Raw genomic sequence first — 13,107 nt, 5'->3', positions numbered from 1 at the left:
GTAATGGCGCTGATCTCCGCCCGGTCTATTTCTTCTTGCCGGGTTTCTTGCGGACGCCAGACTTGGCTTCCGGCTTGCTGACAACCCATCGACCATCCCGATAGAACGCTTTCCAACCAGTAGCCTTCTTATCCACCTCTGTCTGGACGTATTGCTCCTGGGTTTTTCGACTGAACCGCACCAGGGTTTTGTTACCCTCGTCATCCTTGACCGGAGCTTCCATCAGGTAAGCATACTTGGGGTCAATCTCGTCTTTGTGAGGCAGCAGCTCCTCCACCAGGGGCGCCCTGGTTTCGCGATTCTTGGGAAACTTGCTGGCCGCCAGAAACAGCCCCGACGCCCCATCACGCAGAATATAATGATCCTCCACGGTTTCGCATTGCAGCTCCGGCATTGGCACAGGGTCCATTTTGGGCGGCGCCGGCTGACCGCTTCGAAGTAACTTACGGGTATTTTTGCAGGACTCGCTGGTACAACCAAAATATTTACCGAACCGTCCGGTCTTTAACTGCATCTCCGCGCCGCATTTGTCACACTCGATGACCGGCCCGTCATAACCTCGAATCTTGAATTTACCCTCTTCAACCTCGTAGCCGGGACAATCGGGATTGTTGCCACAGACATGCAGCTTTCTGTTCTCATCGATCAGATACGCGTCCATGGCCGTCCCGCATTTTTTACAACGGTGCTTGTGGCGCAGCTGCACATTCTCCTGCTCCTCCGCCTCTTCCACGTTGTCGGTGCGGATGGCCTCGTCACCGGGCGTCAGATTGATAGTACTTTTACAACGCTCCTTGGGCGGCAATGAATACCCCGAGCAGCCGAGAAAAACGCCGGTTGAAGCCGTACGAATCTGCATATTGCGCCCGCACTTGGGACACGGAATGTCCGTATCCGTAGGGTTATTGGTGCGCATGCCATCATTTTCAGATTCCGCTTTTTCAAGCTGCTTGAGGAAACCTTTATAAAACTCATCCAGCAGATCTTTCCAGCTGCGCTTGCCGTTGGCGACATCATCGAGGGCATCTTCCATGCGCGCCGTGAAATCGTAACTCATCAACTCACTGAAACTTTCCAGCAACCGCTCGGACACAATGTCACCCATCTTGAGGGCGTGAAAGCGCTTGTTTTCCAGTTTGACGTAACCGCGGTCCTGAATCGTGGAAATAATCGCGGCATAAGTCGATGGCCTGCCGATGTCCCGCTTTTCAAGCTCCTTGACCAGGCTGGCCTCGGTGAACCGGGGCGGCGGTCGGGTAAAGTTCTGTATTGGATCCAGCTTGTTCAACTGCAGCTGATCATCCACCTCCAGGGCCGGTAATACCACATCATCCTCTTTACCCGGCATGACCCGCAGGTAACCGTCAAACTTCATGATGCGCCCCTTGGCGCGTAATTCGAAGTCGCCCGCACCTATGGTCAGCGTGCTGCTCAGGTACTCGGCCCTGGGCATCTGACAGGCGAGGAAAAACTGCCAGATCAGGTTATACAGCCGCACCGCGTCGTGTTCCATGTTGTTGAGCTGCTCGGCACGGACATTCGCATCCGTGGGTCGGATCGCCTCGTGCGCTTCCTGGGCACCCTCTTTGGAGCTGTAGCGCAGCGGCTGTGCCGGCAGGTAACGGTCACCAAAGGCTTTGAGGATGTAGTCCCGCGACATGGCAATAGAGTCGTCACTCAGGTGTGTCGAGTCAGTACGCATGTAGGTGATATAGCCGGCTTCGTAAAGCCGCTGGGCCATCATCATGGTCTTCTTCACCCCGAACCCCAGTCGTGTACTGGCGGCCTGTTGCAATGTCGAGGTGATTAAAGGAGGGCGTGGTTTTGACGAAGTGGGCTTGTCGTCACGCTGAATAACCTGGTACCCGGCGCTTTGCAGCAACGTGACCGCCCTGTCGGTTTCGTCTTTACTGCCGGGCCGGAAATTTTTGCCCGCTTCCTTGACTACCTGACAGCGCAGCTTGTCATGATCACTGGACTCCAGGTCGGCGAACACCTCCCAGTATTCCTCCGGAATGAAGGCCCGGATTTCCTGCTCCCGTTCCACCACCAGTCGCACTGCAACCGATTGGACGCGTCCAGCGGAAAGACCTCGCGCCACCTTCGCCCATAAAAGCGGTGAAACCATGAAGCCCACCACGCGATCCAGAAAGCGCCTGGCCTGCTGCGCTTCCACATAACGCATATCCAGTTCACCCGGCTCGGAGAAGGCCTCCTGGATAGCGCGCTTGGTGATCTCGTTGAACACAACGCGTTTATAACGGGATGGGTCGCCGCCGATTGCTTCCTTCAGATGCCAGGCGATGGCTTCCCCTTCCCTGTCAAGGTCAGTAGCCAGGTAAACCCGATCGGCCGACTTGGCCAGCTTGCGCAGTTCATTGACCACCTTTTCCTTACCGGGCAGGATTTCATAATTGGCCTGCCAGTCGTGCTCAGGGTCCACGCCCATTCGTTTGACAAGCTGTTCTTTCTGTTTGATTTTGCGATGCACCGCTTTCTTTTCGGCGCTCATCTTGCGGGTTTCTGCCGCGGCCGCGGCCCTGGCCTTGGGATCGCTGCCGCTGGAGCTGCCGGAGGTTGGCAGATCCCGGATGTGGCCGATACTGGATTTAACGATGAACTCTGGTCCCAGATACTTGTTTATGGTCTTGGCTTTGGCAGGAGACTCTACGATGACCAGAGATTTAGACATTGAAATTATAACTTCCTTGATTTGGGCACAGCGCTGCCGGAATTTTGCAAAGCGCACATATATAAGGGCTAGTCTCTGCCCGGTCAAGTTTTTGTTGTAAGAGTCTGTTACTTGAGTGACGGGGGAAATCGGGCCCGGCCGGTGGTGGCCAAACGCCTGTCACCTGTCCTCTGGCGGCCATAAGGAGTCTGCTGACAGGGGAAATCGGGGTGCGACGGCAACCGGCCTGCAGGCCGGCCGCCGTTCATTAGTTTGGCTCAGATCGATACTTCGTGAACCCAGCCGTAAGGGTCAGCGAGTTCGCCCCGCTGTATTCCCACCAGCAGATCGTAGAGCTCCTGCATGACCGGACCGACCGACTTACCGTCATCGTGAAAGCTGTGCCATTGACCGTCGAACCAGATTTTACCAACCGGCGATAACACGGCCGCCGTCCCACAGGCAGCCACTTCTTGAAAATCCTGAAGCTCTGCCCGCAGGTCGATGGGACGACACTCTGTGTTTAACTTAAGCCGGTCTTCGGCGAGCACCATCAGTGATCGGCGGGTAATACTGGGTAGCACAGCATCGGATCGGGGTGTTACAAAGCGATTGCCGGTCATGGAAATAAGGATATTAGCCGAACCGGCCTCATCGATGAAACGCCTTTGCGCCGCATCCAGATACAGCGCCTCGTCAGCACCTTTGGCCTGCGCCTCGCGAGTAGCCATCAGGCCTCCGGCGTAATTTGCCCCTACTTTAAAATTGCCGGTCCCGTGGGGTGCTGCCCGGTCGATATCGGAAACTGCCAGAGAAATAACGGCCATGCCATTGCTGGAATAGTAAGGCCCTACCGGCGATACAAACACCCGGAATTCAAATATCTTTGCCGGCCGCAGCCCCAGGTTTTCACCGACCCCGATCAGCAGAGGCCGTATATATAAGGAGGCACCGGAACCATAGGGTGGTATCCAGGCATAGTTCGCCCTTACTGCTTCCTCGACAGCATGGATAAACAGGTCTCTGGGCACCTCCGGCATCAGCAGGCGCGCGGCCGCCTGATTCATCCGTTCGCTGTTCAGCTCTGGACGAAACAGCAGCACTCTGCCGTCCGGAGCGGTCTGCGCCTTCATGCCTTCAAAACACTGTTGCGCGTAGTGCAGCGCGGGCGCTCCCTCATGAATCGGAATTATTTCTGACTCCACCAGTTCCCCGTCCGACCAGTTGCCGTCGCGGTAGCTGGCAGTAAAACGATAGTCAGTTTTTTTGTATTGAAAACCGAGCTCGGACCAGTTCAATGCTTTCTTTTCCAAGATAATTCCCATTCTGTTGCTGAGTTAAATAAACCGCTGAATCTGAGACCGGGCGTAACGTGCTGCTACCTGGGGCCTGCTGACCCTCGTCCGGTGCGGAATGCGGGCGTATTATCGGCTATTGGCCAAGCATTTTCCACACATGGCCCAACCATCAGCCCCCCCCCATAAGGACAACAGCGCAGTCACCGCATCACCCGAAACGTGAACAGCAACTCTGAGTTGCGCCCCGGTTTCGTTTTCCCTGACAAGACTTGAGCTGGACTGCCACTGTGCGTACAGTAGCGACCCTATGGATACTGCCCCTCCAGCCCTGATCGATATAGGTGCCAACCTCAGCCACAGCGCCTTTGAACACGACCTCGACGCTGTTCTGGGCCAGGCTCGCAGCGCCGGTGTCGAGCGTATAATCGTTACCGGTACGGACCTGGAATCCGTCCGGGCCGCCCTGGCGCTGAGTGAGTCCCATCCTGACTACCTGACCTGCACCGCCGGATACCATCCCCATGTAGCCAGCGCCTTTGACGAACAGGCTTACCGCGCCGTTAAACAATGTGCTCAGCAGCCTGCCGTGGTCGCCATAGGTGAGACGGGCCTGGATTTCAATCGCGACTATTCGCCCCGACAGCAGCAGGAGCAGGCTTTTGCCCGCCAGCTCGAACTGGCCTGCGAACTTCAGAAACCGGTATTCCTGCACCAGCGCGATGCCCACGACAGTTTCTATCAGATACTCAAATCCTTCCGTTCCCGACTGCCTGGTGGCGTTGTGCATTGCTTCACGGACAGCAGGGAGGCACTGTTCGATTACCTGGACCTTGACATGTATATCGGCATTACCGGATGGATTTGCGATGAACGACGGGGCAAGCCGCTGCAGGACCTGGTCAAGGACATTCCCCGGGACCGGCTGCTGCTGGAGACCGACGCGCCTTACCTGCTGCCCCGAAGCCTCAGGCCGGCACCGCGCTCAAGGCGCAATGAACCTCGCTATCTGCCGGAAGTACTCGCCATGGTAGCCCGCTGTACCGGCTGCCCTACCGGGCTACTAGCCCGGCAGACGACAGCCAATGCACGAGCTCTGTTCCATCTGCCGGGTTGACTGCCGCAGCTCGATTATAGAGTTTTACCTGGCGCTTTCAGCTAGATCCCGGCAGCTATAAAGTGCCGCAACTGCTGGAGGTCAAAGGGCCAGCCCAGCTCAATGGTACTACCCTGCCAGACCAGAACCGGAATTCGAACACCGTATCGTTCCACCAGCTCCGCATCGGTCGCGATATCCACTGTCTGCCAGTCCAGCGGTGTTTCCAGAGCCAGCTGACACAGCAGCGCCTCCGCTTGCTCGCACAGATGACAGCCAGCCGTAGAATAGACAATCAGGGTAGCCATAACCGAATTCCTTCTGTTCTGTTCACTCGCCGGACGGCCCGTCTCTCTCGCTGAACCGTATCGGCCGGCGGGAGCAATCTCTCCAACGGGTCGCCCGACAGGCCTCCAGCGGGGAACGCGCCTGAAAGCCAATACAGAACAGTATTTAATCGGAGCTTCCCTAGACATCGCTCTGAAAACGTTTAAAATCCGTGACTTCGTCATAATTAGCCGCTTAAAACGATCGAGAACAACAATATGAGCCACCACGAAATGATAACAGAGCTGAAAAACTGGCTTTCTCACCAGATTATCGGCCAGGAAAAATTGCTTGATCGCCTGCTGATTGCTCTGTTAGCCGATGGACACCTCCTCGTGGAGGGTGCACCTGGTCTGGCAAAAACCAAAGCTATCAAAGACTTGTCTCGGGCCATAGAAGGTGATTTTCACCGTATCCAGTTCACTCCCGACCTGCTTCCCAGTGATATTACCGGTACGGAGGTTTTCCGCCCCGAAGACGGATCGTTTCGCTTTCAACAAGGCCCGATTTTCCACAACCTGGTGCTGGCCGACGAGATCAACCGGGCACCCGCCAAGGTACAGTCAGCGTTACTGGAAGCCATGGCGGAACACCAGGTGAGCGTTGGGCGGGAGTCCTTCAGCCTGCCGCCTCTGTTCATGGTAATGGCAACCCAGAACCCGATCGAACAGGAAGGAACCTACCCGCTGCCGGAAGCTCAGCTGGACCGCTTCCTGATGCACGTTACCATCGACTACCCCGCTGTCGAGGCCGAACGGGAAATTCTGCATCTGGTCAGAGATGAGGCGCAGAACAAAATACCTGCCCCGCCCAAGATAATCCCCCAGTCCGATTTGTTCGAAGCGCGCCAGGAAATCCTCGCGATGCACATGGCGCCGGCAGTCGAGGAGTACATCATTCAGCTGATCATGGCGACCCGTAAGCCGGAAGTCTACGGCGACGACCTGGCCAAATGGCTGGAATACGGAGCCAGCCCCCGAGGAACAATCTCTCTCGACCGCTGTGCCCGCGCCCACTCCTGGATCCAGGGACGGGATTTTGTCAGCCCGGATGACGTGCAGGAAGTCATGTTCGACGCGCTGCGGCACCGGATTCTGCTGAGTTTCGAGGCCGAAGCCAGCGGTATCACTCCCGACAAGGTCCTGGAAACCATTCGCGAACGCGTACCCACCGCGTAACGGCAGGGACTCGCAATTATGCCAACGGCATTGCAACTGGATCCCTTTCAGAGCCGCTACCAATGTACCGGTGCTGTCGTCGATCTGGAGCACCTCCTGATTCAGCGTTACGCGGCGAAAACCCTGGAATATGTGGCGCACAGCCGATCCATCGCCGGCATTTCCGGACTCCACCTGTCCAAGATGCGCGGCCGCGGGATTGATTTTGAGGAGTTCCGGCCTTACCAGCAGGGTGACGATATACGCCTGATTGACTGGCGTGTGACTGCCCGAACCGGGCGACCGTTCACCAAGGTTTTCCGGGAAGAGCGGGAGCGTCCGGTCATTATCGCCGTGGACCAGACAACCAACATGTTTTTCGGCAGTCAGGTAGCCTTCAAGTCGGTTATCGCGGCTCAGGTCGCGGCGCTGTTCTGCTGGATGGCCATAGACAACGGTGACCGGGTCGGTGGCCTGGTGTTTTCGGATCAAGCGGCAAATCTGGTGCGCCCCCGTCGCAGCCGCCGCTCCGCACTGCATCTGCTCAACCTGGTGTATCAGTATAATCAGCGCCTGCAGGACCGCTCCCGGGATCAGGAAGTACCACTGGACCCCAGCTTTGAACCAGGCCTCGCTTACGCGCTGGGACAGATCAGGCGCATCACCAAGCCTGGCAGCACCCTCTATATAGTGTCTGACTTTTCGACTCTCGACGCGCGAGCGTCGCAGTACCTGTACCAGCTATCGCGCCACAACAATGTCATCTGCGTATTTGTTTCGGATCCACTGGAAGAAGTGTTACCGGTACCCGGTTTTTACAGCATCACCGACGGCAATCGGCGCGGCGCGTTGAATACGTTCAACAGCAAAGTGCGGGAACGTTACAAGGACCAGTTCCGGGAGCGTCTGGAAGCCATCAAAAGTGAGTTGGATCAGCTCCAGATTCCCATGATCCGACTTAAAACCAACCAAGTCGTGGTCGAGCAGATAAGACAATGGATAGTGCAGAACTCCTAGAGCAGCTGGCCGATATTCATCTGCCAGAAACGGTCTCCTTCTGGCCACCGGCGCCAGGCTGGTGGCTGCTGGCGCTGCTGGTGCTGGTGATGCTGGGCTGGCTGGTATTGAAACTCGTGCAAGTCAGGCGCCAGCGCAAGATCTGTGCTTTCGCCATACAGGAACTGGACCGTGTTTACGCTGCCTATCAGGGTGAGGCTGGCGGTGCCGATCCGGAGCAGGCTAACGCAGCCCGGCTGCGGTTCCTCAACGAGGTGAATTCCGTGCTGCGGCGGGTTGCCCTGTGGCATTATCCAAACAGTCGCGCGGCCAGCCTCAGTGGTCGCGCCTGGGTTGATTTTATCCAGGAAAAAGGTGAGTCTTCCCGAATGACCGAAGAAATCGCCAACGCCCTGGCTGAGGGTCGTTTCCAGACCCGCTGTGACATAGACGTGGAGCAGTTGCATAAATTCGGGGAGCACTGGATAGCAACCCTGTACATGAACCATTCCGGGGCTGACAACTCCGAAAACCTGCGCGCCTGAAAGGTCCAACATGCTTGAATTTACCTGGCCTTACGCATTTCTCGCCCTGCCCCTTCCGCTGCTGGTCTATCGGCTTATGGCCCGGGCACCCCGGCAGGATGCTTCCCTGTTCGTGCCATTCTTCGAGAAATTGACCCGCCTGCAATCTGACAGCGACAGCCTCTCCAGCGGCAGACTGCTCAATCTTATCTGCTGCACACTTATTTGGCTGCTGCTGGTATTGGCGGCCAGTCGTCCCCAATGGCTGGGAGATCCGGTTGAGCTACCCTCCACCGGACGGGACCTGATGCTCGCCGTGGACATCTCCGGCAGCATGGAAGCCCAGGACATGGTGGTCGGTAACCGGCAGGTATCGCGTATCGACGTGGTCAAGGCGGTGGTCAGTGATTTCGTCGAACGTCGCGAAGGCGACCGTCTCGGACTGATTCTGTTTGCAGCCCATGCCTATATCCAGGCACCGCTGACCTTTGACCGGGAGACCGTGGGTACCCTGCTGGAAGAAGCCGAAATTGGAATCATCGAAGAATCCGCTACGGCCATCGGCGATGCTATCGGCCTTGGCGTCAAGCATCTGCGTAACCGTCCCGAAAACAGCCGGGTCCTGGTACTTCTTACCGACGGAGTGAACAACGCCGGTTCGGTTTCCCCTATCCAGGCCGGTCAGCTGGCTGAAACTGAGGCCATCAAGATCTACACCATTGGCATCGGCGCCGACCAGGTGGTGCAGCGCACCTTCTTTGGCTCCCGTTCCGTCAATCCCTCCGCCGAACTGGATGAAGAAACCCTGACCCAGATCGCAGAGTCAACGGGCGGTCGCTACTTCCGCGCCCGTGATGTCAATGACCTGGTTGAAATTTACGAAGAGCTGGACCGACTGGAAGCCATCGAGCAGGATGAGCAGACCTACCGGCCCACCAAGATTCTTTTCTTCTGGCCACTGGGGGCCTCCCTGCTGATCAGTTTTATCCTGGCCGCCGCTTCGATCCCCTGGCTGTCTTTGCTGGGCCGAAAGCCCGAAACACCCGAAGACTCAGATATTGAAGGGCTCGGTGTCGGGAGTAGCAGCTGATGGAACTGGTCATTCCCAACCTGCAGGAATTCCACTTTCTGCGCCCTCTGTGGCTGCTGGCGCTGATCCCCAGCGTGGCGTTTCTGCTGGCACTGTGGCGAATCAACTCTTCGGTATCTGCCTGGGACAAGGCGATCGACAAGTCGCTGCTGCCGTTCCTGCTGGATAAAAGCAGGAACGCCGCACAGCGGACGCCCCTGGTCCTGCTGGCATCCGTCTGGCTGTTCAGCATTCTCGCGCTTGCCGGGCCGGTGTGGGAGAAGCTGCCGCAGCCGGTGCAGAAACGGGAGGATGCACTGGTGATCATTCTCGACCTGTCCCTGTCCATGTTCGCTCCTGATCACGTACCCAGTCGTCTGGACCTGGCCAAGCGCAAACTGAGGGATATTCTCGATCAACGGGATGAAGGCCAGACCGCGCTGGTCGTGTATGCTGGCGATGCCCACACGGTTACGCCCCTGACCGATGACACGGTCACCATTTCAGCCCTGGTCCCGTCACTGTCGCCCAATATCATGCCCCTTTTTGGCAGCAATCCCCGCGCGGCCATGGAGCTGGCTATTTCGCTGCTGGATGACGTGGAAGCCACCCGTGGCCGATTGTTACTGATCACCGACGGAATCGCCGGCTTTGCCGAGGAACAGGCACTGGCTGAACAGGTCAGCGCCACCGCTTATGAGTTGCTGGTTATGGGTGTGGGCACCGAGGAAGGCGCCCCGATCCGCACCAGTGACGGGGGTTTCCTGACCGATGCGAATGGCGATGCTGTCATACCGCAACTGAACCGCAACGTCCTGCAATCCCTGACCAATCGCACTGGCGGTCGCTACCACGATATCCAGCTGTCTAACGCCGATATCAACTACCTGCTGGCGGATTCACTATTCTTCGAGGACAGCCTCAGCGAAGTAGAAGAGGAATTCGATATCTGGTACGAAGCCGGGCCCTGGCTGCTGATTCTGATCCTGCCTATCGCCGCCCTCAGTTTCCGCCGCGGCTGGCTGTTCAGTATCGCCCTGCTGTTTACTGTCGCCGGCACTCTCACCCCGACTCGGCAGGCCCAGGCCTGGGAATGGCGGGATCTGTGGAAGACTCCTGACCAGCAGGGAGCCGCGGCCATGGAGGCGGAAAACTACCAGGACGCCGCCGTCCTGTTCGAAACACCAGGCTGGCAGGGCTCCGCCATGTATCGCTCGGAAAATTACGAGGCGGCCGTCGCCGCCTTCAGCAGCGACATCAGCGCCGACGGGCACTACAACCGGGGTAACGCACTGGCCCTCAACGGCAACCTGGCCGAGGCCATCGCAGCCTATGAACTCACCCTGGAACTAGAACCGGATCACGCCGACGCGCTGCACAACAAAGAGATCGTCGAGCAATTACTGCAGGAGCAGGAAAGCCAGGAAGGCGAATCCGAGGGCGACAGCAGCGACGAGCAGCAACAGCAGGAAGGTTCGGAGCAGGAGCAACAGGATCAGGAAAACAGTGATCAGCAGGAGCAGGAAAGCCAGGAAGGCAACCAGGATCAGGAACAACAGCAGCAACAGCAGCAACAGCCCGAGGAACAGGAAGGTTCCGAGAGCAACAGCGAACAGAACACGCCCAGCGAGGAAACCAACGAGGAATTCGAAGAGCAGCAATCTCTGGAACAATGGCTGCGGCGTATCGAGGATGATCCCGGTGAATTGCTGCAGAGAAAATTCCGCTTTCAATATCGCCAGCGCCAGCTGAACGGTACCGCCAACAATCTGCAATCAGGAGAACAGATATGGTGAGGCTGGTTCGCTCTCTACTGCTTGTCCTTTCTCTACTGCCGCTTTTCGCTGACGCCCAGAATGTCGAGATCAGCGTGGATCGTACCGAAATCGCCCGCGGCGACACGGTCGAGCTGACAGTCAGGGTTTTCCAGCAACAGAACAATCAGCTGGACCTGTCCCCCCTGCGGGATTCCTTCGACATACTTGCCTCCCGGACATCACAGCAGATCCGCAGCATCAACAACCAGGTTGAATCCTGGACTGACTATGTGATCACCCTCTTCCCGACCCGGGAAGGCGAAATTGAAATTCCGCCGTTGCAGATCGGCGCTGAAATAACCGATCCGATAACACTGAACGTGGTCGATCAGGGTCCGAACTCAAACCAGGGAAACAGTGACCTGTTCCTGGAGACTGAGGTCAACAAAGAAAGCGTGTTTGTGCAGGAGCAGCTCCTGTTTACCATTCGGCTGTTCTACACCCTCCGCGGCATTCGTAATCCTCAGTTCACTGAACTGGATATGCCTGACACAGTGATTCAGTTGATCGGCTCTCCCAACCAATACGAACAGCTGATAGACGGCGTGCGTTATGGGGTCTACGAAATGCGTTACGTGATTTTTCCGCAGCGCAGCGGCCCACTGGAGATCCCCGACATCCTGTTCCGTGGCGAAGTCACCGACGGTTCCAGTAGCTTTGTATACCGTAATCTCAATACCCAGCGCGTGACTGCCTATATCGAGGGAATGACCATCGACGTCCAGGAACGCCCCGCAGCGGCTCAGGGCCAGGAAAACTGGTTACCTGCCAGCAGTGTCACGCTGGAAGAATCCTGGAGCCAGGATATCAGTACCCTGCAAGTCGGCGACACCGTCACCAGAACAGTGACGCTGGTTGCGGTGGGTCTGGATGGAGCCGTGCTGCCCCCTTTCAGCCCCGCACAGATAGAGGGTGCCAATCTGTATCCGGAACCGGCTGAAATCGAACGAACTTTCGTGGACAGCGAAATCGTCGGCACCCGTGTTGAAGCAACGGCGATTGTCCCCACCCGGGCCGGAACAGTAGTGGTGCCGGAGCTCTCAGTTCCCTGGTGGGACATCGCCGCCAATGAACTGCGCTACGCCACAGTGCCGGCATCCCGATTTAATATTGCGACGATAGACGGCAATCTGCCGGCCGAACAGCAGGTGGATGATAACGGCGAAGTACTGGAAGGCGAGACCGCCGCGCCGGTGCTTGATCAGAGCATGCTCGACTCCCAGAGTGAAAGCACCCTGATTAATATACCGGTTATCTGGTTTAACATTTTTATCGCAGCCGCTGTCCTGATCGTCATTGCCAGCATCTATCTGCTGGTAATCCGCAGCTTCAACATCGACCCCCTCGCGCTGCTGCGAAACACTGCAAAGCGACTGGCGGACACTCGCAGGCCCGAGAATAACGAAGGCGTGGCATTCGCCGCCCTGACCGCTGCCTTACGATCCGGCGAGCCCGCTGCGATCAAAGCGGCTCTGCTGATCTGGGCTTCCCACTATTACGCGCCGAACAAAGTTCGCAGCATGGACGACATTATCCGTCTTTCGGGAGATTCGTTGTTGACGGATTTCTGCCTCCGGGTGCAGACCGCGCTGTACAACGCGGACCTGCAGGAAAAACTCGACAGTGCACAGATCGAGACCGAATTGCTGCAGATGCGAAAGCAACAACAGGTGGCCAACAAGGAAACCCGGCGCACCGAGCCCTACAGTCTGCCCCCGCTTTACCGCACCTGATCAGCACAGCGCCTTGCAGTGATGGCAAGAGATTCACGGCCAGTTTATTCAACCGACTCGGGGCGCCTCTGCCCCGAGTGCGCCCTACCAGTCAGCAATTGCCAGTGTAAATCAAAAACCCGGCAGACAGCCCAGCCCAGCGGTGGAGTTACGATCGGTCGGGAGCGCAAGGGCAGAGCCGGCAAAGAGGTAACCGTTATCAGGGGCCTGCCTCTCAATGCCCTGGAACTTCAGTTACTCGGTTCATCCCTGAAAAAGCACTGCGGCAGTGGCGGCACGGTCAGCGGGGACACAATCGAAATACAGGGCGATCATCGCGAAAAGGTGAAAGCGTTTCTTCTTGACCTGGGGCACCAGGCAAAGCTTGCTGGTGGGTAGGCACACTACTTGGCCCCGGGCCTGCCAATCAACTACCAGACAGC

The 13,107-nt window shown here is 57.3% G+C and carries 11 protein-coding genes; 8 read left to right on the top strand and 3 right to left on the bottom strand.

All coding sequences use genetic code 11. The features are described 5' to 3' along the window. Window positions 1-25: 25 nt before the first annotated feature. Both topA and R3F50_16350 read right to left on the bottom strand, forming a co-directional pair. Window positions 26-2,692, bottom strand: coding sequence for a type I DNA topoisomerase (topA, locus tag R3F50_16355; protein ID MEZ5491868.1), 2,667 nt, complete (start codon window positions 2,690-2,692; stop codon window positions 26-28). A gap of 257 nt (window positions 2,693-2,949) precedes the next feature. After that, window positions 2,950-3,984: a branched-chain amino acid aminotransferase gene (locus R3F50_16350; GenBank protein ID MEZ5491867.1), complete on the bottom strand. Its 1,035-nt coding sequence runs from the start codon at window positions 3,982-3,984 to the stop codon at window positions 2,950-2,952. 292 nt (window positions 3,985-4,276) lie between these two features. Here R3F50_16350 and R3F50_16345 point away from each other — a divergent pair, with 292 nt between their 5' ends. Beyond that, window positions 4,277-5,083 (top strand): TatD family hydrolase, encoded by an 807-nt coding sequence (locus R3F50_16345; protein MEZ5491866.1) that lies wholly within the window; start codon window positions 4,277-4,279, stop codon window positions 5,081-5,083. Between the two features lie 41 nt (window positions 5,084-5,124). Here R3F50_16345 and R3F50_16340 read toward each other — a convergent pair whose 3' ends face one another. Next, window positions 5,125-5,370 carry a glutaredoxin family protein gene (locus R3F50_16340; GenBank protein ID MEZ5491865.1) on the bottom strand — a complete coding sequence of 82 codons (246 nt, stop codon included), beginning with the start codon at window positions 5,368-5,370 and terminating at the stop codon, window positions 5,125-5,127. 237 nt (window positions 5,371-5,607) lie between these two features. Between R3F50_16340 and R3F50_16335 the strand changes: the two genes are divergently transcribed. Genes R3F50_16335 through R3F50_16305 form a run of 7 tightly spaced genes read left to right on the top strand, consistent with a single transcriptional unit; the run spans window position 5,608 to window position 13,063 of the window. Continuing rightward, window positions 5,608-6,567 carry a MoxR family ATPase gene (locus tag R3F50_16335; GenBank protein ID MEZ5491864.1) on the top strand — a complete coding sequence of 320 codons (960 nt, stop codon included), beginning with the start codon at window positions 5,608-5,610 and terminating at the stop codon, window positions 6,565-6,567. An 18-nt stretch (window positions 6,568-6,585) separates the two neighbouring features. Further along, window positions 6,586-7,563 (top strand): DUF58 domain-containing protein, encoded by a 978-nt coding sequence (locus tag R3F50_16330; GenBank protein MEZ5491863.1) that lies wholly within the window; start codon window positions 6,586-6,588, stop codon window positions 7,561-7,563. Further along, the gene (locus tag R3F50_16325; protein MEZ5491862.1) at window positions 7,542-8,087 is read left to right on the top strand and encodes a DUF4381 domain-containing protein; all 546 of its coding nucleotides are present in this window, start codon (window positions 7,542-7,544) and stop codon (window positions 8,085-8,087) included. Before R3F50_16330 ends, R3F50_16325 begins: the two co-directional genes overlap by 22 nt. Window positions 8,088-8,097: 10 nt before the next feature. Continuing rightward, window positions 8,098-9,156, top strand: coding sequence for a VWA domain-containing protein (locus R3F50_16320; protein MEZ5491861.1), 1,059 nt, complete (start codon window positions 8,098-8,100; stop codon window positions 9,154-9,156). Next, complete coding sequence (locus R3F50_16315; protein ID MEZ5491860.1) at window positions 9,156-10,931, top strand: VWA domain-containing protein; 1,776 nt, start codon at window positions 9,156-9,158, stop codon at window positions 10,929-10,931. Before R3F50_16320 ends, R3F50_16315 begins: the two co-directional genes overlap by 1 nt. Further along, window positions 10,925-12,685 carry a BatD family protein gene (locus R3F50_16310; protein ID MEZ5491859.1) on the top strand — a complete coding sequence of 587 codons (1,761 nt, stop codon included), beginning with the start codon at window positions 10,925-10,927 and terminating at the stop codon, window positions 12,683-12,685. Before R3F50_16315 ends, R3F50_16310 begins: the two co-directional genes overlap by 7 nt. Window positions 12,686-12,706: 21 nt before the next feature. Further along, window positions 12,707-13,063 carry a stress response translation initiation inhibitor YciH gene (locus tag R3F50_16305; protein ID MEZ5491858.1) on the top strand — a complete coding sequence of 119 codons (357 nt, stop codon included), beginning with the start codon at window positions 12,707-12,709 and terminating at the stop codon, window positions 13,061-13,063. The last annotated feature ends 44 nt before the right edge of the window (window positions 13,064-13,107 follow it).

The sequence above is a fragment of the Gammaproteobacteria bacterium genome, from assembly GCA_041395725.1.
Lineage (GTDB): Bacteria > Pseudomonadota > Gammaproteobacteria > Pseudomonadales > Pseudohongiellaceae > NORP240.
The sequence above is the reverse complement of the archived record's forward strand: the minus strand, read 5'-3'. Positions and strand labels throughout refer to the sequence as shown.

Bases quoted from the DNA above. Each gene is read 5' to 3' on its own strand.
- topA (MEZ5491868.1), bottom strand. From the start codon at position 2,692: ATGTCTAAATCTCTGGTCATCGTAGAGTCTCCTGCCAAAGCCAAGACC.
- R3F50_16345 (MEZ5491866.1), top strand. From the start codon at position 4,277: ATGGATACTGCCCCTCCAGCCCTGATCGATATAGGTGCCAACCTCAGC.
- R3F50_16340 (MEZ5491865.1), bottom strand. From the start codon at position 5,370: ATGGCTACCCTGATTGTCTATTCTACGGCTGGCTGTCATCTGTGCGAG.
- R3F50_16335 (MEZ5491864.1), top strand. From the start codon at position 5,608: ATGAGCCACCACGAAATGATAACAGAGCTGAAAAACTGGCTTTCTCAC.
- R3F50_16330 (MEZ5491863.1), top strand. From the start codon at position 6,586: ATGCCAACGGCATTGCAACTGGATCCCTTTCAGAGCCGCTACCAATGT.
- R3F50_16325 (MEZ5491862.1), top strand. From the start codon at position 7,542: ATGGATAGTGCAGAACTCCTAGAGCAGCTGGCCGATATTCATCTGCCA.
- R3F50_16320 (MEZ5491861.1), top strand. From the start codon at position 8,098: ATGCTTGAATTTACCTGGCCTTACGCATTTCTCGCCCTGCCCCTTCCG.
- R3F50_16315 (MEZ5491860.1), top strand. From the start codon at position 9,156: ATGGAACTGGTCATTCCCAACCTGCAGGAATTCCACTTTCTGCGCCCT.
- R3F50_16310 (MEZ5491859.1), top strand. From the start codon at position 10,925: ATGGTGAGGCTGGTTCGCTCTCTACTGCTTGTCCTTTCTCTACTGCCG.
- R3F50_16305 (MEZ5491858.1), top strand. From the start codon at position 12,707: ATGGCAAGAGATTCACGGCCAGTTTATTCAACCGACTCGGGGCGCCTC.